This window comes from Pseudomonas sp. TMB3-21 (assembly GCF_054898145.1).
Window position 1 is genome coordinate 3,879,377 of record NZ_CM142718.1, and the last position, 17,488, is coordinate 3,896,864.

19 protein-coding genes are annotated in these 17,488 nt (G+C 59.0%); 12 read left to right on the top strand and 7 right to left on the bottom strand.

The genetic code is table 11. The features are described from left to right. Window positions 1–8 precede the first annotated feature (8 nt). Entirely contained in the window at window positions 9–1,148 is a 1,140-nt protein-coding gene (locus tag ACYZTS_RS17795) for a glycoside hydrolase family 1 protein (protein ID WP_461990887.1), read from the top strand. Beyond that, the gene (locus ACYZTS_RS17800; RefSeq protein ID WP_028622945.1) at window positions 1,138–2,907 is read left to right on the top strand and encodes an ABC transporter ATP-binding protein; all 1,770 of its coding nucleotides are present in this window, start codon (window positions 1,138–1,140) and stop codon (window positions 2,905–2,907) included. The genes ACYZTS_RS17795 and ACYZTS_RS17800 overlap by 11 nt, the downstream gene beginning before the upstream one ends. A gap of 6 nt (window positions 2,908–2,913) precedes the next feature. On the opposite strand, the gene ACYZTS_RS17805 is transcribed toward ACYZTS_RS17800, so the two are convergent. Both ACYZTS_RS17805 and ACYZTS_RS17810 read right to left on the bottom strand, forming a co-directional pair. Next, window positions 2,914–3,081 (bottom strand): hypothetical protein, encoded by a 168-nt coding sequence (locus ACYZTS_RS17805; protein ID WP_161781298.1) that lies wholly within the window; start codon window positions 3,079–3,081, stop codon window positions 2,914–2,916. Window positions 3,082–3,256: 175 nt separating this feature from the next. Continuing rightward, window positions 3,257–3,619: a hypothetical protein gene (locus tag ACYZTS_RS17810; protein ID WP_461990889.1), complete on the bottom strand. Its 363-nt coding sequence runs from the start codon at window positions 3,617–3,619 to the stop codon at window positions 3,257–3,259. A gap of 213 nt (window positions 3,620–3,832) precedes the next feature. Between ACYZTS_RS17810 and ACYZTS_RS17815 the strand changes: the two genes are divergently transcribed. Both ACYZTS_RS17815 and ACYZTS_RS17820 read left to right on the top strand, forming a co-directional pair. After that, a complete protein-coding gene (locus ACYZTS_RS17815) occupies window positions 3,833–5,380 on the top strand; it encodes a phospholipase effector Tle1 domain-containing protein (RefSeq protein ID WP_461990891.1) in 1,548 nt (515 codons plus the stop codon). Beyond that, complete coding sequence (locus ACYZTS_RS17820) at window positions 5,380–6,039, top strand: DUF2931 family protein (protein WP_461990893.1); 660 nt, start codon at window positions 5,380–5,382, stop codon at window positions 6,037–6,039. Before ACYZTS_RS17815 ends, ACYZTS_RS17820 begins: the two co-directional genes overlap by 1 nt. Window positions 6,040–6,060: 21 nt before the next feature. Here the strand turns inward: ACYZTS_RS17820 and ACYZTS_RS17825 are convergent, their stop codons facing one another. After that, window positions 6,061–6,753 (bottom strand): RES family NAD+ phosphorylase, encoded by a 693-nt coding sequence (locus ACYZTS_RS17825; protein ID WP_461990895.1) that lies wholly within the window; start codon window positions 6,751–6,753, stop codon window positions 6,061–6,063. Beyond that, a complete protein-coding gene (locus ACYZTS_RS17830) occupies window positions 6,747–7,151 on the bottom strand; it encodes a hypothetical protein (RefSeq protein WP_028622940.1) in 405 nt (134 codons plus the stop codon). Before ACYZTS_RS17830 ends, ACYZTS_RS17825 begins: the two co-directional genes overlap by 7 nt. 157 nt (window positions 7,152–7,308) lie before the next feature. Here ACYZTS_RS17830 and ACYZTS_RS17835 point away from each other — a divergent pair, with 157 nt between their 5' ends. Both ACYZTS_RS17835 and ACYZTS_RS17840 read left to right on the top strand, forming a co-directional pair. After that, on the top strand, window positions 7,309–7,701 hold the full coding sequence (locus ACYZTS_RS17835; protein ID WP_461990897.1) for a GFA family protein: 393 nt from the start codon (window positions 7,309–7,311) through the stop codon (window positions 7,699–7,701). Window positions 7,702–7,779: 78 nt separating this feature from the next. Continuing rightward, window positions 7,780–8,259, top strand: coding sequence for a VOC family protein (locus ACYZTS_RS17840; RefSeq protein ID WP_028622938.1), 480 nt, complete (start codon window positions 7,780–7,782; stop codon window positions 8,257–8,259). A 58-nt stretch (window positions 8,260–8,317) separates the two neighbouring features. Here ACYZTS_RS17840 and ACYZTS_RS17845 read toward each other — a convergent pair whose 3' ends face one another. Further along, window positions 8,318–9,163: a hypothetical protein gene (locus tag ACYZTS_RS17845; protein ID WP_028622937.1), complete on the bottom strand. Its 846-nt coding sequence runs from the start codon at window positions 9,161–9,163 to the stop codon at window positions 8,318–8,320. A 258-nt stretch (window positions 9,164–9,421) separates the two neighbouring features. Between ACYZTS_RS17845 and ACYZTS_RS17850 the strand changes: the two genes are divergently transcribed. Continuing rightward, complete coding sequence (locus ACYZTS_RS17850) at window positions 9,422–9,883, top strand: hypothetical protein (protein WP_028622936.1); 462 nt, start codon at window positions 9,422–9,424, stop codon at window positions 9,881–9,883. 6 nt (window positions 9,884–9,889) lie between these two features. Here the strand turns inward: ACYZTS_RS17850 and ACYZTS_RS17855 are convergent, their stop codons facing one another. Further along, entirely contained in the window at window positions 9,890–10,795 is a 906-nt protein-coding gene (locus tag ACYZTS_RS17855; RefSeq protein WP_461990900.1) for a polyprenyl synthetase family protein, read from the bottom strand. A gap of 206 nt (window positions 10,796–11,001) precedes the next feature. Here ACYZTS_RS17855 and fni point away from each other — a divergent pair, with 206 nt between their 5' ends. Genes fni through ACYZTS_RS17880 form a run of 5 tightly spaced genes read left to right on the top strand, consistent with a single transcriptional unit; the run spans window position 11,002 to window position 16,964 of the window. Continuing rightward, window positions 11,002–12,057 carry a type 2 isopentenyl-diphosphate Delta-isomerase gene (fni, locus tag ACYZTS_RS17860; protein ID WP_461990902.1) on the top strand — a complete coding sequence of 352 codons (1,056 nt, stop codon included), beginning with the start codon at window positions 11,002–11,004 and terminating at the stop codon, window positions 12,055–12,057. After that, the gene (locus ACYZTS_RS17865) at window positions 12,054–13,328 is read left to right on the top strand and encodes a glycosyltransferase (protein WP_461990904.1); all 1,275 of its coding nucleotides are present in this window, start codon (window positions 12,054–12,056) and stop codon (window positions 13,326–13,328) included. The genes fni and ACYZTS_RS17865 overlap by 4 nt, the downstream gene beginning before the upstream one ends. Further along, entirely contained in the window at window positions 13,325–14,491 is a 1,167-nt protein-coding gene (gene crtY / locus ACYZTS_RS17870; RefSeq protein WP_461990906.1) for a lycopene beta-cyclase CrtY, read from the top strand. Before ACYZTS_RS17865 ends, crtY begins: the two co-directional genes overlap by 4 nt. Then, window positions 14,488–15,978, top strand: a complete 1,491-nt coding sequence (locus ACYZTS_RS17875) for a phytoene desaturase (protein WP_461990908.1) — start codon at window positions 14,488–14,490, stop codon at window positions 15,976–15,978. The genes crtY and ACYZTS_RS17875 overlap by 4 nt, the downstream gene beginning before the upstream one ends. Next, window positions 15,975–16,964 (top strand): phytoene/squalene synthase family protein, encoded by a 990-nt coding sequence (locus ACYZTS_RS17880; protein WP_461990910.1) that lies wholly within the window; start codon window positions 15,975–15,977, stop codon window positions 16,962–16,964. The genes ACYZTS_RS17875 and ACYZTS_RS17880 overlap by 4 nt, the downstream gene beginning before the upstream one ends. Here ACYZTS_RS17880 and ACYZTS_RS17885 read toward each other — a convergent pair. Next, window positions 16,846–17,382 carry a sterol desaturase family protein gene (locus ACYZTS_RS17885; protein ID WP_461990912.1) on the bottom strand — a complete coding sequence of 179 codons (537 nt, stop codon included), beginning with the start codon at window positions 17,380–17,382 and terminating at the stop codon, window positions 16,846–16,848. The genes ACYZTS_RS17880 and ACYZTS_RS17885 overlap by 119 nt on opposite strands. Between the last annotated feature and the right edge of the window lie 106 nt (window positions 17,383–17,488).

Here is a 17,488-nt window from a genome sequence, read left to right on the forward strand (position 1 = left end):
CGGGCCTCATGACGGCGCCCGGGACGTTCAACAGTTTTCTGTTGGGCGGCTACGAATGCTCCTCCCATCGCCGCAACGACGGGCGGCGGCTGGACCTTTCAACGTCTACCGGCCATGCGCGGTGGGTGCAGAGTGACTATCGGCAACTGGCGGCGACCGGCATTCGCAGTGTCCGCGATGGTTTGCGCTGGCACTTGATCGAGACGCGTCCGGGGCATTACGACTGGAGCAGTTTCCTGCCGATGCTTCGAGCGGCGCAGGCGAGCGATCTGCAGGTGATCTGGGACCTGTGTCACTACGGTTACCCCGATGACCTGGACATCTGGCGCCCGGCGTTCGTCGAACGTTTTGCGAAGTTCTGTGGGGCGGTTGCGCGACTGGTCAGGGAGGAGGGGATTGAGGTGCCGTTCTATTCGCCGCTGAACGAAATTTCGTTCTGGAGTTGGGCGGGCGGGGCAGTCGGGTATTTCAATCCATCGGCACAAGGACGCGGCCTGGAGCTCAAGCATCAACTGGTGCGTGCGAGCATCGCCGCCATCGAAGCGATCCGCGAACAGGCGCCGACCGCACGGTTTGTGCAGTGTGAACCGTTGATCAACGTGATTGCCGGTTCGCACCGTATCGATCAGGTGAACGCTGCCGAGGATTATCGCCAGTCACAGTTCGATGCCTGGGAATTGCTCACCGGCAGGCAGTGGCCGGGTCTGGGCGGGCAGGAGTCTTATCTGGACATCATCGGGATCAATTACTACCCGCATAACCAGTGGATTCTCAACGGCCCGAAAATCCTCCGCGATGCGCCACAATATCGACCGCTGGCGGGCATGCTCAGCGAGGTGCATCAACGCTATCGACGGCCGATGTTCATCTCGGAAACCGGTGCAGAAGGCGAAGAGCGTGTGCCGTGGCTGGCGTATGTCAGCGAGCAGGTTGAACTGGCAATACGTCGCGGTGTGCCGATTGAAGGCATTTGCTGGTACCCGATTCTCGATTACCCCGGTTGGGACAACGACCGCTATTGCCCGGCCGGCCTGTTCGGTTACGCCGATGGCGAAGGCCAACGTGCGGCCTGCCATCCGCTTGCCCTGGCGCTGCAACAACTGACGCAACGTTTCACTCCCCCCGGTGCGGACGACCATGGACCGTGAAGAGGAAGTCGAAGAACAACAGTTGCCCGATCAACCGGTAGCGTTTTTATGGCGCTATGTGCTTCGACGTCCCTGGCATTTTGGCGGGATGCTCTTTCTGGTCGTGGGCGCCGCGAGCTGCGCAGTTGCCGTGCAATACGGCATGAAATTGCTGGTGGACGTCATGACCCTGGGAGATCGGGCCAGCGCGCACATCTGGTTTCCGTTCACACTGTTTATCGGTTTGATCGTGCTGGAGAATATTTTCTGGCGGCTGGGTGGATGGCTCGGCTGTCGCACCGTAGTCGCCAGTTGCGCAGACTTGCGGGTCGACCTGTTCAGTCACTTGACCGGCCACCCCATGCGCTATTTTTCCCAGCATTTCGCCGGGGCTCTGGCCAACCGGATTTCCTCGGCTGGCGCGGCCGCCGGGTCGATTTACGGAGGGTTGGCGTGGAAGATCATTCCGCCGTGCGTGGATTTTCTCGGCGCCGTGATTGTGCTCTCCACGGTGAGCATCGGCATGGCCGGCGCATTGATCGGCTGCGTTTTTGTCGTCGGCCTGCTGATCACGTTTTTCGGGATTCGCGGGCGTAAACGGCACATCGATTTTGCCTCGCAATCGGCGCGGGTCGGCGGCGAAATTGTTGACCTGGTTTCCAATGTCTGGACGATCAAAGCGTTCTCCGCGCGCAACCGCGAACGGCAGCGGCTGGAACGCGCCATCGGCGTCGAAGCCAAGGCCCAGCGACGCAGCTGGATCTATCTGGAAAAGGCCCGCGTGCTGCACGATATTTTTCTGTCGGTGATGGCGGGCGGCATGCTCATCTGGGCAATCAGCCTGTGGCGCGAGGCCGGCATTACCGCCGGCGACGTGGTGATGATCAGCGCGCTGACCTTCCGCATCCTCCACGGCTCCCGAGACTTGGCGCTGGCGTTGGTCGACACCTCGCAGCAGCTCGGCGATATCTCTGAAACCCTGCGCATCATCGTGCAACCGCATGCCTTGTCCGACGCGCCGGAGGAGATGCAGGCAACCCGCGGCAGCATAAAATTCATCGATGTGAGCTACAGCTATCCGGATGGTCGGGAGGTATTCAAACACCTGTTTCTGGACATTCCGGCGGGGCAGACAGTGGGGGTGGTCGGCACTTCCGGCGCGGGCAAATCCACCCTGATCAATTTGCTGCAACGCCTGGATGACGTACGCAGCGGCATCATCCTGATCGATGACCGCGACATCCGTACGGTGAGCCAGAACAGTTTGCGCCGGCAAATCGCCGTGGTGCCCCAGGAGGCGGCGCTGTTCAACCGCAGCATCTTCGAAAACATCGCCTACGGTCAGCCGAAAGCCACTGAAGAGCAAGTGATGGACGCCGCGAAACAAGCCTACTGCGACGTGTTCATCCGGGCCTTGCCGCATGGTTATTCGACGCTGATCGGTGAGCGCGGGGCGATGCTTTCCGGCGGCCAGCGCCAGCGTCTCGGGCTGGCGCGGGCGTTTCTCAAGAACGCACCGATTCTGGTGCTGGACGAGGCGACTTCCGCGCTGGACTCGCAGACCGAGTCGGTGATTCGCACCGCACTGACCGCGTTGATGCACGGGCGAACGGTGCTGGCAATCGCCCACCGGTTATCGACCATCGCCAATTTCGACCGGGTGATCGTGCTGCATGAGGGGGAAATTGTTGAAGACGGTATGCCGGAAGACCTGCTCAAGCGCGATGGACCGTTCAGAGCGCTGTGGCAGGCTCAGGCGATGACGTCGCATGAGCCTTGAACGATTTTAGCGACCCGCCAGTTCGTCTTCGACCGGGCTGTCGTCATTCGGGTCGAGCGGTACGTGATCGTCGACATTGGTACCTTCATCGTGATGCCCCGGATTCTCCGGATTGGACACGGGGACCGGTTCTTCGCTGCCCGTACCACCTTGCAGGTAATTGTCGTTATTCATGATCGCTCCTGTGCGCAGCGCGGGTGCTGTGCTTACTTCTTTGAAGGCGCGGTGACGATGACGTTCGAAGGATTTTCTGACCGGTCGTCCAGCAAGCATTTCCCTTTGCTGGCCACATAAAAAAAGCCCGACTGTTTAGCCGGGCTTCGTTCGGTGTTGCTGCGCACGTATTCACTCATACATTGCGGCTTTCGATCAGCCGGTCGGAACCACCTTCGGCAACGCGGCGTTCGATCAGGCGATCGGAGCCACCTTCAGCAACGCGGCGTTCGATCAGGCGATCGGAGCCACCTTCGGCAACGCGGCGTTCGATCAGGCGATCGGAGCCACCTTCGGCAACGCGGCGTTCGATCAGGCGATCGGAGCCACCTTCGGCAACGCGGCGTTCGATCAAGCGATCGGAGCCGCCTTCGGCAACGCGGCGTTCGATCAGACGATCGGAGCCACCTTCGGCGACAATCGGGTGAGCAGAGGTGGCGGCGAAAGCGTTAACTGCAAGAACCGAGAAAGCAATACTGAGGAAGAGTTGGCGTTTCATGATGGTGTGCTCCGGGTGTTATTGGTTGGTATGGATGCGATGTTACGCCGCGCAATTTTTATGAGAACTTCATTGGGTTGATGGTGACTATCGACGCCAGCAATGTCTGGATGACCGGGCCATCCTCTGATGATGGCCCGTAGCTAGGCGTTGCCTGATCGCCTGAGCAATGACACTCTCTGCGCCCGTTACCAAGGAGCAGGTGATCAAGGAATGAGTGGATACGTCCCCAACCCCCCGAAAAACTTCCGATACGACGAAGCCAAGCCCGTCGACATCCACGCCGAGCGCTGGGCCGAATATGAAAAACACGGCAAGGCACCCGCCGCCGCGAAAGAAAAAATCCGCGTCGCGTTACGCATCGGCGTGTTCTTCGACGGTACGCTGAACAACGCCAACAACTCGGCCTCAGGCCTGCTCTGCGGCGCCCACCACCCCATCCGCCCCGAAGATGTCGATGCGAGCTGCAAGCCGTATATGGCGGATCCGGAGGGGAGTTATGGGAATGATGTGAGTAATGTCTCTAAGCTGTTTGATCTCTATCCGGAATCTAAAGATGTTGATGACGGAAATTCGAGCAGACTTGTAGTTCGTAGCCTTTATGTCGAAGGAATTGGCACCGATGCGGGAACAGAAGATAGCCTTTTGAGCGCTGCAAGTGGTCGAGGAACCACGGGCGTCGCAGGTAAAGTGCTGCAAGCGTTTGCCGATTTAAAAATGTTAATCAAGCGGGTTATTGAACGAAATCCTGACGGCGAAATTGCTTTGTTGACATTCGATATTTTTGGGTTCAGCCGAGGTGCTGCTGCAGCACGGCACTTTGCCAACGAAATCGTAAGGTGCAAGCATGGTCCATTGGGGGAAGTGCTCAGGTCCAACGCTAACGGACTAAGCATGAGCTTTGACGGCCAATACAACAGAGAGATTATCGTCGGTTTTGTAGGGCTGTTTGACACCGTGCCGTCTGTTGCTGGCATTACAAACTTCGGTGATATAAAAAGTCCTGTGGCACCTGGCTTAAATTTATACCTGGACAGAAAGTATTTCACCGACGTTGTCCATATAACTGCGCGCGACGAGCATCGGGCTAACTTTGCACTAAGCACTGTCATTCCAGCACACCGGGAGATTTCACTGCCGGGTGTGCATTCTGATATCGGCGGTGGTTATCGCGAAGAAATTGAGGAGTGCGTACTGGTTAGCCCGATGCAAGCACTCACGATTACTACAAATAGCGACATACGTACTACGTCGATTTATCAAGATGCGCTTCAGGAAAAAGCCAAATGGATCGCCGAGGGCTGGCCAGAGGAGATGTTGGAGGTCGTGACACCTGTCCCGACAGATTTAGCGAGGTCCGAGCAAGATCATCTAGGCTCGAATGAAGTCAGGGCATACGCCGGTTTGCAATTGAAAAGATCCGTTAGCGGAAAGTTGTCAATAGTGTCCCTTCTCTTGATGCATAAATTAGCGAAGGAGAAAGGCGTCCAGTTTGACGATATTCCTGCAACGCCTGCCTATGGCATTCCACCTGAGATTGAGCGATTCTCTGAGCGCGTACTTTCGGGCCAATACGAACCGCTCCCCGAAGAGGAGGAGCTGTTGAAGCTCAGATACATTCATATGTCAGCTAATTGGAGCAACCCGGTGGGCGGTAACCGCGAGCGCGGATTGAAAATACGCTATACAAATGCACCAACCAACGACGGAGTTCGCGTTCGCCATCCTCATGTGGCGGATCCAGGCTGGAGGCTATTTTAATGCGATTCATGGTCATCTTATTAATTGCTTTGCTGGTTTCCGGCTGTCAGGCAGCCCAATCGCTTTTCGGTGAAGCTGATCCCAAAAATCCATGGTGGAGCCTGAGCTTCAACGAGCCTTTTTATATGAAGACCTGGGTGGAAGACAGCGCAGTTGAAGACATCGATGGCAAGATCTTCAACCGTACGGGTGGGGGGCGTGCTTCTGGGGGGGAGCCAGAGGATGGAACTGAGGCAGCTCGGGGATGGGGCCGTCACATCAGTGGCAGTGTTCGAGGAGTGGTCGGGGCAGGACTACCCAAGCGCATATATGTTCGCTGGCAATCTATAGTGGAGCCGCAAACCTATCATGCATGGGTCGTTATACCGGCAGAGGCACGACAAATAATGCACGACTCCACCTACCAACGTTGCCCGAGCAGACCTCAAGATTCTGCAAATTACCGTGCAGCAGTTTATGTCGGGCTGGCGCCTGGCGGCGTGGTTCAGATATGGGTAGAAGACCAATGCTTTAACAAGATAAAAGTCGCCAGAGCGCAAGCGGTTGTAGAACCCTTGGGGCCTAGTCAAGGTAAGACCGAAGGAAGGTACGCCTACCCAGTCAGTGAAAAAGCGAAGCGCTACATAGAAAAATACGGCATCCCCTACGGCAGTTGGTAATCGCCACCACACGCCGATCCCTCACGCCTCACTAATCTCACTCACGCTCGTCAACTGACCATTCCAGACCATCTCGTAGTGCGCTGTCTGAATCACCGATAACACCACTTTCGGTGTCATCAGCGCCCAGCAGTAACCGCCCGGCATTCGCACCGAGTGATAGCGAATGCCCGGGCAGCGTGCTTTTTTGATCAGCGTTCCCAGCAGGCGGGAATAGCTGTAATCGTCGGGGTCGTAAATCGGGTCTGTGATCGCAATCGTTGCGGCGTCTCTCATGCCTTTATCCGAGAAAGAGCATGACAGCCCACGAAACACAAAGCGTTCGTAGTTGAGGCTGGGGACGTTGGACCAATAGAGGCTTTGATGATGACGAACTTCGGCGAGCGCCGTTTCCAGGGTATCGGCCAGGTACAACACGCCGAAGCTGCCGTCGCTGAAGCGCGAGCCCGCCGGGTTGACGTGGGTGAAGGGCGCTATGGCGTAAGAGCAGCCGGGAATACCGAACGGAATCTCGCGTCGAGGAATCAACTCGAGGCGACCCAGTTCATTTTTCAGTCTGGGGTTGGTCAATTCCTGGATTTGATACAGCACTTCGAATTCATCCGCATCGGCGACGTCGTTAAAGAGCGCGATAGGCGGAAACTTCGAGTTGACCAGTCGATAAGCCTGTATGCGCTTGCCGGCAGACTCTGCCAGATCATTCAGCGCTACCACTGCGCGCCACGCAACACGTCAATGCGCCGGAAGGTTTCGTACAGGGAGACCATATCGCCCTGCGCCATGATCTCCAGTGGGCTGCGGCCATTGAAAAATTCGTTGTTGTTGACCATCGAAGGGAAGCCGTACACGTTGTCCGGGTTATCGAACACCAGGCGAAGGGCGGCATGGATGTTGAGGACAAAACTGATGCGCTGCATTTGATCAGCGTCCAGAGCAACTTCCCAGTCCGGGTCGCGTTGTCGGGCGCGCGTGTATGTGCTGCGGGAGATGCGCAGGATGCGGCAGGCCTGGTCACTGGAAGCGGTCCACTTTTCCAGAATACCCACGGCTGCGCGCAAGCCGGCCACACACTGGCTTTTGGAGAAGGCTTTTTCCTGAAGAGCAACGGCCATATCAAATCTCGCTTCTGAATCTATGGATTCAAATCTAGTTGTATTGCGTCTATAGAGCAAGTTCGCGCGACCAGTGGAGATTCACTCACATCGATCCCGGCTACTGAACAGTCTATTTTTACCGAAGACCCGGAATACGATAGAGAGGAAGACAAGCATGCAAACCATCACCGGTGGCTGCCTCTGTGGCGATCTACGTATCGAAGCGTCTGGTCAGCCATACCGTGTAGGACTATGCCACTGCCTTGATTGCCGCAAATTCCACGGAGCGCTGTTCCACGCCTCGGCGATATTTCCTGAGAATGCAGTGACGATCACTGGCGAAACCCGCGACTACGCGGGAAGGCATTTCTGTCCGCGCTGCGGCTCCTCGGTATTCAACCGCAGCGTCGATGAAATCGAAATCAACCTGGGCTGCCTGGATGCCCCTGACCAATTGACCCCCACGTACGAAAGCTGGACCGTGCGTCGCGAATCCTGGCTGCCTGCGTTTCCGCTCGCCCGCAGCTACCCGGGCGATCGCGAGGGCACCGGGCGCCGTGAGGAGTAGACCGTTCAACGGCCCGAAATTCTCACCCCGCAACCGCCACTAGACTGAACGCTTCAAGTTCAGTTCTGGAGCATCACGATGATCAGCAAAAACACGATTTGTCTCTGGTACAACGGCGACGCGCTGGATGCGGCGAAGTTTTACGCGCAGACGTTTGCGGACAGTGCAGTCGGCAGGATCATGCACGCGCCCAGTGATTATCCGGCGGGCAAGCAAGGCGATGTGTTGACGGTGGAATTCACGGTGATGGGCATCCCGTGTCTCGGGCTCAACGGTGGCCCGGCGTTCACCCACAGCGAGGCGTTTTCATTTCAGGTGGCAACCGACGACCAGGCGGAAACCGACCGTTTATGGAACGCGATTGTCGGCAACGGTGGCCAGGAAAGTGCCTGCGGCTGGTGCCGGGACAAGTGGGGACTGTCGTGGCAGATCACACCGCGCGTGCTAACCACCGCGATCAACGACCCCGATCCGGCGGTGGCGAAACGCGCGTTCGAGGCCATGATGCAGATGGGCAAGATTGATGTCGCAGCGATTGAGGCGGCGGTGAAGGGCTAACCCTGAATGCAGACCGATGCACCGGTCTGCATTCAAATGTGATCAGCGGACAACAGGATTACGAAATCAGCGATTGCAGTTTTTTCATCACCTGAACACTCGGGTCTGCATTTTTGCCTGAACTGTTCTGCTCCTGCTCAGGTTGCGTCACGACACCGGCGAGGATTTCCGCCAGATTGGGGAAATGCCCGGACTTTTTCTCGGTAGGGGCCAGGCTGGTACTTTGGTTCAGTGCGGCCTCCAGCGTCTGATGCTGAGACAGCCACTCGGGGCTGGCTTTCTCTTCCGGACTCATGTTGTTCATGAAGTCCAGCGCGGCGCTGGCGCGTGCATATGGATCATCGGCAAACGGATCTTTCCAGTTTTTCTGCTGATCGACCGGTCCGCTGTAGTAGCCGGTGGCGAGCCGCGCCTGTTGGCGCATCAAGGCCTGGGCCGAGGCTTGTTCCTGCGCAGTGAAGGTGCCGCCCTGATTGGTCGCCACGGCGTTCAGGGAGCGTCGATCCAGATCGCCCATCAGCGCATTACGGTCTTCATCGCTGTCGGTGAACGGTTTGCCGCTGGCGTTCATCAGCGCGTATTTCTCATCCATACGTTTGCGCGCATCGGTGGCCACTTCGGCGAACGTCTTGTCCTTGGAGCTGGAAACGGCACCGGGTGCGGATACGCCCAACACCAGTGCGTCGGCGTTCATTCCGGGACGAACCGGGAAGAACGGCGCGTTACCGCCAATCGAGTTGCTGTAAGCGGTCGACGTAGTGGAAAGGCTCACCGAATCATTGTTTTGCGTTTGTGCCTGATCATCCTCGACAGCGGCCTGCCGCGCACGGGTCGCGGAACGGTTGTCGACCGCCGAGGTGTAAGCGGACATCGCGGCGTTTGTGGATGTTGAAGAAATAATCATGTGTCTTCCTTGGCAAGGGCGGTTCGCAAGTGGCCGCGTACAGCTAAATATCGCTGACCATACGCCGAATCTGTGAAGCCTTCATTCCTACAAAAGGTTAGTCCGCAGAATTGGCTACCTCCAGGAACGTGACAACGGTCACCACGGTGCAGTCCGATATGCGGATATATTGCACTTCCCGATCAGCGCGGCAACGCGTACGGTTAGCCGCATTATTGATATCGGCCAAAACCTTCTTCCCTTGAAAAGGATCTGTCTATGCGGTTCGCAGCACTTGTGTTCAGTTTGTTTGCCTTCTCTGCCGTGGCCGATGAGGCCGCAAAACCAGTGGTGAAATGGACGCTGCTCGACCAGCATGAACAGGCGTACACCCTCAGCGATGACGCGCAGGTGCTTTTGATCGCTCGTAGCATGGCGGCGGCAAAGTTGCTGGATGCAGCGTTGAAAGACCAGCCGGCCGGCTATCTGGAAGCGCGACATGTGGTGTACGTCGCCGACATCGAGAAAATGCCATCGCTGGTGAAACTGGTGGCGGTGCCGGCAATGCGTTCGGCCAAGTACCGGATCATGCTCGATCAGGATGGGCGGGTTGCGTCGCGTTATGACGGCGACCGCGAGAGCGTGCAATGGCTGGTGCTGAACAATGGCAAAGTGACCCGCGAACAGCGCTTTACCGACGCCGCGATATTGCGTCAGAACGTCGAAAAACTGGTGCAGTGAACGTCATCACCGGCTAACAGAGGCGTTCCAGAAAATCATCTTCATGTAACAGCCGATCATCGGCGAACCGCCGTAAACCTGGTAAAGGTGCTGTTCGGCGTTCGCCAGATGAGCGCGCAAACGCTCGGTAACACGTTGCTCACCGTACAGCGAGACGAAGGTTGATTTGCCTTTGTCCTTGTCCTGATCCTTGTTGTTGTCGACGCATTTGTCCTGCAAGTCGTCGTACAGCTGAAACGCTTGGCCCAGTTCCATGGCGAAGCTTTGCAGTACCGGCCTCATCTGCGGGTCGGCGCTGCCCACCAGCCACGCCATGTCCATGATGGCGCCGAACAACACGCCGGTTTTCAGGCTGTTGGTCAGGGCGATTTGTTCGGCGTCGCGACTTTTCTGACCGTCGCGCAGGTCTTGAAACTGGCCCAGCACCAAGCCTTGCGTGCCGACCGCGTTGGCCATGACCTCGACCAATTGCGTGCGGATTTCCGGTGCCAGGCCTTCAATGGCCGCCACGACGCCAAAGGCCCGGCTCAGTAACGCTACGGCGGTGAGTATCGCCACGTCCTGACCGAATTGCAGGTGTACGGTAGGACGACCACGGCGCAGGCGGGCGTCGTCCATGCAGGGCATGTCATCGAGCACCAGCGAGGCGGCATGCACCATCTCGACCGCGCACCCCAGGTCCAGCGCCTGATTGCCCTTGTGCCCCAGGCCTTCAGCTGCGAGCAACAACAGGATCGGGCGCATGCGCTTGCCCGGCGCCAAGGTGCTTTCGCGCATGGCCTGGGTGATCAGATTGCTCTCGTTGCCAGCATCTGGCAGCAATTGCTGCAAGCGGCAATCGATCGCTGCCCGCAATGCGGCGAGGTGCTCGACGAAGCCGTTATCAATGCCCGAGCCTGAATTCACTGTCATCACCGCTTCCACCTTGCTGAGTACGCTGAAAAGTCTATCTGCTTCACTACTAATGTGCTGATTATCACGGAACGAGTTGCGCCCCGGAATGCCTCAAGATTCAAGTTACCTTGTACATAACCTGTACATTAGCAGGATCTTTGTACAACACTACTCAATCAGCAGACCGCGTCCGGACAAAATTGATCCGAGTAAATGGAGTAGCCATGAATAAAAGCGACCTGAGTCGGCGCAAGGACGATCATCTGGACATCGTGTTGGGCCGACAGGGCGGAGCCCATGGCGTCAGCAATGGCCTCGAGGCGGTCCGGTTCGAGCACTGTGCGCTACCGGAGCTGGATATGGCTACGGTCGATCTGCATAGCAACCTGCTCGGGATTCCCTTGCGTGCGCCGCTGCTGATCAGCTCCATGACCGGCGGCGCAGAGCGCGCCACCGCGATCAACCGCCATCTGGCCGAAGCCGCGCAGGCGCTAGGGATTGCCATGGGAGTGGGCTCCCAGCGGGTCGGTCTGCGCAGCGGTAATGATCAGGGCCTGACCCGCGAACTGCGTCGACTGGCGCCGGACATCGCGTTGCTGAGCAACATCGGCGCCGCGCAATTGCTGGAAAAAGACGGAATGGATCTGGCTCGGCGGGCCGTCGACAATTTGCAGGCCAACGCGCTGATCATTCATCTGAACCCGCTGCAGGAAGCCGTCCAGACTGAAGGCGACAAGGATTGGCGCGGGGTGCTGGAGGCCATCCGCCGAACCGTCGACAGTGTTGGCGTACCGGTGATCGTCAAGGAAGTTGGGGCCGGGTTGTCCGCAGACGTGGCAGTGGCATTGGTCCAGGCCGGCGTGCGCGTGATAGACGTCGCCGGCTGCGGCGGCACGAGTTGGGCAGCTGTCGAGGCGGAACGGGCCGCGCTGCCGGCGGATCGGGAAGTGGCCATGGCCTTCGCCGATTGGGGCATTCCAACGGTGAACAGTCTGGCGATGGTTCGAAAAGTATTGCCGGATGTAACTTTAATTGCTTCGGGTGGCATTCGTAACGGTGTCGACGCGGCAAAAGCGATTCGGATGGGCGCTGATCTGGTGGGGCAGGCGGCCGGTGTTCTGCATGACGCAACACTGTCCACGGCGGCCGTCATCGAGCACTTCGACATTGTTATCCGTCAGCTGCGCATTGCCTGTTTCTGCACCGGCTCATCTGATCTCAAGGCGTTACGTCACGCCCGGTTGCTGGCGCCTTTGAAACTGGGTGATTTGCAGCCATGAGCCATTTTGCAGTGATCGCTCCCGGTTTTTACAGTCATTTCCAGGCGCTTCAGGCGCTGAGCGGGGAGTTGTTGGATCGAGGGCACCGTGTCACGTTTTTCCAGCAGGCCGACACGCGTCAGTGGTTGACCGATCCGCGTATCGGCTTTCGCGCACTGGGCGCCGGCAGTCATCCGCCCGGCAGTCTCGAACGCCAATTGCGCCGCGCGGCGAATCCGGGCAATCCGCTGGGTTTGCGCCGGGTAATCCGTGACCTGTGTGACAGCACGGCGATGCTGTGTGCCGAACTGCCCGCGGCATTGGCAGGCGAGGGCGTCGACGCGATGCTCTGCGATCAGATGGAGGCGGCCGGTGGCCTGGTCGCCGAGGGGCTAGGGCTGCCCTTTATATCGGTGGCCTGTGCGTTGCCGATCAACCGCGAACCAAAGCTGCCGTTGCCGGTGATGCCGTTTGCCTACGCCACCGACGAACGCAGCCAGCGCATTTACGACGGCAGCCGCCAGGTGCATGACTGGTTCATGAGGCCGTTGCGCGACGTCCTGCATCAGGCCTCGAAACAACTGTCGATCCCGCCTCGCGATGGCGTGCATCATTACCTGTCGCCGCTGGCACAGATCAGCCAGACCACCGACAGCTTCGATTTCCCGCGCCAACACAGGCCGGCGCATTTTCATGCCGTTGGCCCGTTGCGGGCGCTGTCGTCCGAGACGTCTGGCGACTGGCCCATCGAAGCAGACCGGCCATTTGTCTTCGCTAGTCTGGGAACGATGCAAGGCGGGAGGCTGGGCATGTTCAAGCAAATTGCCAAGGCCTGCCGACGCATCGACGCACAGCTGTTGATCGCCCATTGCGGCAGATTGACCAGTGCTCAGGAGCAGACGTTGCAGCGCCAGGGCGCGACCTGGGTCACGGATTTCGCGCCTCAGCAATGGGCGCTGCAGCAGGCGGATGCGGTCGTGACCCATGGCGGTATGAACACGGTGATGGATGCAATTTTGGCGCGCACGCCGATGCTGGTGATGCCCATCGCCTTCGATCAGCCTGGCGTTGCGGCGCGGGTCAATTACAGCGGCGCCGGTGTGAGCGTGAATCGTCGAGCGGGTGCTTCGACCATAAGCCGCCATTTGCAGGGCTTGCTCGCCCATCCGCCGGAGCCGCTCAACTGGCTGGCGGCCGATATACACACCGCTGGTGGCGTGGCGCGCGCGGCCAGCATCGTCGAGGCGGCGATCCGCAGCGGGCAGCCCGTGTGGACCGGAGAAGTGATATGAGCCACGACCTGATTCTCGCCGGTGGCGGTCTGGCCAATGGACTGATTGCCTGGCGCCTCAAACAGACCCGCCCAGACCTGAGCGTACTGTGCATTGAAGAACAGCCGAAACTGGGCGGCAACCACACCTGGTCTTTCCATCACGGCGACCTCAGCGCGGCACAGCATCGATGGATCACGCCGCTGGTTGTCAAAACCTGGCCGAGCTATTACGTGCACTTCCCGGCACGGTCCCGCCGTATGAACAGCGGCTACGCGAGCATCACGTCGGAACGGTTTGCCACTGTGATCGAGCCGGCGCTGGGCGCGGATCTGCGGACCGGCCAGCGTATCGCCAAAATCACCCGACGCAGCGTAGTGCTGGAAAACGGTGAGACTCTCCAGGCCGCTGCCGTTATTGACGGTCGCGGCGTACAGCCGAGTGCCCACATGGTGCTGGGCAAACAGGCCTTTCTCGGGCAATTACTGCGCCTGCACGCGCCCCACGGTTTGACGTCGCCGATCATCATGGACGCGCGCGTCGCGCAGGGCGACGGCTATCGGTTTGTCTACGTGTTGCCGTTTTCCGCCGACACCGTGCTCGTCGAAGACACTCATTATGTCGATCGCCAATCGCTGTCCCATGAACAACTGCGCCAGCACATTGCCGACTATGTGCGTCAGCAGGGCTGGTCCGTCGCCGCCTGTTTGCGCGAAGAGCAGGGCGTTTTGCCGATCACGTTGGCGGGCGATTTCGAGGCGTTCTGGGATGAGGCTCAGGGCCAGCCGCGCTCCGGTCTGCGCGCCGGATTATTCCACTGCACCACGGGCTATTCGTTGCCGCACGCGGTGCGGCTCGCGGACTGGATCGCCACGCAGCAATCACTCGACGCCGACTCGCTCGCCAGCGGCATGCGTGAATGCGCCCGGCAGCAATGGCAGCGTCAGGGCTTCTATCGGCTGCTCAATCGCATGCTTTTTCTGGCGGGGCGTCCACAGGATCGCTGGCAAGTCATGCAGCGTTTTTACGGTTTGTCCGAAGGGCTGATCGAGCGGTTTTATGCGGGCGACAGTTCACTGCGCGACAAACTTCGAGTGCTTACAGGCAAACCACCGGTCCCGGTCGGTGAGGCCGTGCACGCCGCTCTCCGGCTTCGGCCCCGGCATTATGAGAACTTCCGATGACTGAACAAAAGACTGCAATCGTTATTGGGGCAGGTTTTGGTGGGCTGGCGCTGGCGATCCGTCTGCAGGCTGCCGGTGTGCAGACCACGTTGCTGGAGAAGCGCGACAAACCCGGTGGCCGAGCTTACGTTTATCACGATCAGGGATTCACGTTCGATGCCGGGCCTACGGTGATCACCGATCCGAGCGCGATCGAAGAACTGTTCAGCGCGGCGGGCAAATCGATCAAGGATTACGTCGAGCTGCTGCCGGTTTCGCCGTTTTATCGGCTGTGCTGGGAGGATGGCACGTCGTTCGATTACGGCAATGACCAGGTCTCGCTGGACCGCCAGATTCATGCGATGAACCCCAATGACGTCGCCGGCTATCAGCGTTTTCTGGCGTATTCGAAAGCGGTGTTTCAGGAAGGTTATCTGAAGCTCGGTGCCGTGCCGTTCCTGTCCTTTCGCGACATGGTCCAGGCCGGGCCGCAACTGGCCAGACTGCAGGCCTGGCTCAGTGTGTATTCGATGGTGTCGCAGTTCATCGAAGACGACAAATTGCGCCAGGCGTTTTCCTTTCACTCGCTGCTGGTGGGGGGTAATCCGTTTGCGACGTCGTCGATCTACACCCTCATTCATGCGCTGGAACGCGAGTGGGGCGTGTGGTTTCCCAAGGGCGGAACGGGTGCGCTGGTGCAGGGCATGGTCAAGCTGTTCGAGGACATCGGGGGGCGGGTCGAACTGAACGCTGATGTGGCGAAAATCGAAGTCAGCGGCGACCGCGCCACGGGTGTGCGTCTGCAGGACGGTCGGCAGTTTCAGGCGGACAGCGTCGCCTCGAATGCCGATGTCATCCACACGTATGCGACGCTGTTGGGTGATCATCCGCGCGGTCAAAAAGAGAGCGCCCGGTTGAAGGGCAAACGCTTCAGTAACTCGCTGTTCGTCATCCACTTCGGACTCAAGCGGCCGCAGCCCCAGTTGCAACATCACACCGTCTGCTTCGGCCCGCGCTATCGCGCGTTGATCAACGAGATTTTCCAGGGCGAGGCACTGGCCGAGGACTTTTCACTGTACCTGCATGCGCCGTGCATCACCGATCCAAGCCTTGCGCCACCGGGCTGCTCCAGCCATTACGTGCTGTCGCCGGTGCCGCATCTGGGCAACGCGTCGATCGATTGGGATGTAGAAGGGCCGCGTTACCGCGACCGGATTTTCGCCTACCTGGAAAAGCATTACATGCCCGGTCTGCGTGAAGATCTGGTCACCAGCCGCATCTTCACGCCCAACGATTTTCGCGACGAGCTGAACGCGCACCTGGGCTCGGCGTTTTCGCTGGAACCGATATTGCGGCAAAGCGCCTGGTTCCGTCCGCACAACCGCGACGCGAGCCTGGGCAACGTCTACCTGGTGGGCGCGGGCACGCATCCCGGTGCCGGCGTGCCGGGGGTCATCGGCTCCGCCAAGGCAACCGCCGGGCTCATGCTTGGAGACTTGCAGCGATGAGCGATCAGCAAGCACTTCTGGACCACGCCACGCAGAGCATCACCGTCGGCTCGAAGAGCTTCGCGGCGGCGTCGCGTTTGTTCGATCCCGTGACCCGGCGCAGTGCGGTGATGCTGTACGCGTGGTGCCGACATTGTGATGACGTGATCGATGGTCAGGAGGCTGGCCACTCGGCGACAGTACTGGATGCCGGGCTGGCGCAGCAGCGCCTGGACGATCTGATTGCGCAGACCCAGGACGTGTATGCCGGTCGCCCGGTCTCGACGCCGGCGTTTGCCGCGTTTAAAGAGGTGGTTGAGCGCCACGGCATTCGTCAGGCCTATGCGATGGATCATCTCGCCGGGTTTGCGATGGATGTGCATCAGCGCGAATACCTGAGCATCGACGACACGCTCGAGTATTGCTATCACGTGGCGGGCGTGGTCGGGTTGATGATGGCGCAGGTGATGAACGTCAGCGACGAGCCCACGCTGGACCGCGCCTGTGACCTGGGCATGGCATTCCAGCTGACCAATATTGCCCGCGATATTATTGAGGATACTGGTGTGGGGCGCTGTTATTTGCCAGCCGATTGGCTGGCAGAACTGGGGATACCACGCGAGCACCTCGCTGAGCCGCAATACCGTCAAAGCGTCGCCGTGCTGGCGCAACGTTTGATAGCACTGGCCGAGCCGTATTACGCCAGCGCCGAGGCCGGCATGGCGTCACTCAGCGGCCGCTCGGCGTGGGCAGTTGCCACGGCGGGCGGGGTGTATCGCGAGATCGGTGTCAAGGTCAACGCTGCCGGAGCGCGGGCGTGGGATGTACGTGTGTCGACTTCGAAGCTGGATAAATTACGCTTGATCAGCCTGGGTGCCTGGCGGGCCTTTACTCGCCGCGCGAAGCAGTGGCCGCCGCGTCCGGCGACGTTGTGGCAACGTCCTCGTCACCCTTGTGAAGCGGCCCCGCGTGCAACTTGCGCAGCTGTGCACGAAGGCGTGCGGTAGACGGCGCAAAGAGAAAGCCGAAGGACACGCAGCGGTCTTTTCCAGACACCGCGTGGTGCATCAGGTGAGCCTGATATAGGCGCTTGAGATAGCCGGAGCGAGGTACAAATTTCAACGGCCAGCGCTTGTGCACCAGACCGTCGTGCGCCAGAAAATACAGAAAACCATAAGCCGTCATGCCTGCACCAATCCATTCCAGCGGGTGCATCCCTTGCGTGCCCAGCGCAATCAATACAATGGCAAACGCTGCGAACACCACTGCGTACAGATCGTTTTTTTCAAACCAGCCGGTTCTGGGTTCGTGGTGGGAGCGGTGCCAGCCCCAACCGAAACCGTGCATCACATATTTATGGGCAAAAAACGCGAACACTTCCATGCCGATCAGCGTGGTGAAGAAAACCAGTGCGTTGAACATCATTGCGGCCACTCGATCGAAGTCTCTCGCTTGGACTCTACAGCAAGCGCGATCGTTCTGAGCAATTGACCGTTGCGATCCTCAGGTTGTCTGTCTAATATACGTTTCA

What these genes read in the sequence shown, in the direction of transcription:
- ACYZTS_RS17795 (WP_461990887.1), top strand. Translation starts at nt 9, where the DNA reads ATGACGGCGCCCGGGACGTTCAACAGTTTTCTGTTGGGCGGCTACGAA.
- ACYZTS_RS17800 (WP_028622945.1), top strand. Translation starts at nt 1,138, where the DNA reads ATGGACCGTGAAGAGGAAGTCGAAGAACAACAGTTGCCCGATCAACCG.
- ACYZTS_RS17805 (WP_161781298.1), bottom strand. Translation starts at nt 3,081, where the DNA reads ATGAATAACGACAATTACCTGCAAGGTGGTACGGGCAGCGAAGAACCG.
- ACYZTS_RS17810 (WP_461990889.1), bottom strand. Translation starts at nt 3,619, where the DNA reads ATGAAACGCCAACTCTTCCTCAGTATTGCTTTCTCGGTTCTTGCAGTT.
- ACYZTS_RS17815 (WP_461990891.1), top strand. Translation starts at nt 3,833, where the DNA reads ATGAGTGGATACGTCCCCAACCCCCCGAAAAACTTCCGATACGACGAA.
- ACYZTS_RS17820 (WP_461990893.1), top strand. Translation starts at nt 5,380, where the DNA reads ATGCGATTCATGGTCATCTTATTAATTGCTTTGCTGGTTTCCGGCTGT.
- ACYZTS_RS17830 (WP_028622940.1), bottom strand. Translation starts at nt 7,151, where the DNA reads ATGGCCGTTGCTCTTCAGGAAAAAGCCTTCTCCAAAAGCCAGTGTGTG.
- ACYZTS_RS17835 (WP_461990897.1), top strand. Translation starts at nt 7,309, where the DNA reads ATGCAAACCATCACCGGTGGCTGCCTCTGTGGCGATCTACGTATCGAA.
- ACYZTS_RS17840 (WP_028622938.1), top strand. Translation starts at nt 7,780, where the DNA reads ATGATCAGCAAAAACACGATTTGTCTCTGGTACAACGGCGACGCGCTG.
- ACYZTS_RS17845 (WP_028622937.1), bottom strand. Translation starts at nt 9,163, where the DNA reads ATGATTATTTCTTCAACATCCACAAACGCCGCGATGTCCGCTTACACC.
- ACYZTS_RS17850 (WP_028622936.1), top strand. Translation starts at nt 9,422, where the DNA reads ATGCGGTTCGCAGCACTTGTGTTCAGTTTGTTTGCCTTCTCTGCCGTG.
- ACYZTS_RS17855 (WP_461990900.1), bottom strand. Translation starts at nt 10,795, where the DNA reads ATGACAGTGAATTCAGGCTCGGGCATTGATAACGGCTTCGTCGAGCAC.
- fni (WP_461990902.1), top strand. Translation starts at nt 11,002, where the DNA reads ATGAATAAAAGCGACCTGAGTCGGCGCAAGGACGATCATCTGGACATC.
- ACYZTS_RS17865 (WP_461990904.1), top strand. Translation starts at nt 12,054, where the DNA reads ATGAGCCATTTTGCAGTGATCGCTCCCGGTTTTTACAGTCATTTCCAG.
- crtY (WP_461990906.1), top strand. Translation starts at nt 13,325, where the DNA reads ATGAGCCACGACCTGATTCTCGCCGGTGGCGGTCTGGCCAATGGACTG.
- ACYZTS_RS17875 (WP_461990908.1), top strand. Translation starts at nt 14,488, where the DNA reads ATGACTGAACAAAAGACTGCAATCGTTATTGGGGCAGGTTTTGGTGGG.
- ACYZTS_RS17880 (WP_461990910.1), top strand. Translation starts at nt 15,975, where the DNA reads ATGAGCGATCAGCAAGCACTTCTGGACCACGCCACGCAGAGCATCACC.
- ACYZTS_RS17885 (WP_461990912.1), bottom strand. Translation starts at nt 17,382, where the DNA reads ATGATGTTCAACGCACTGGTTTTCTTCACCACGCTGATCGGCATGGAA.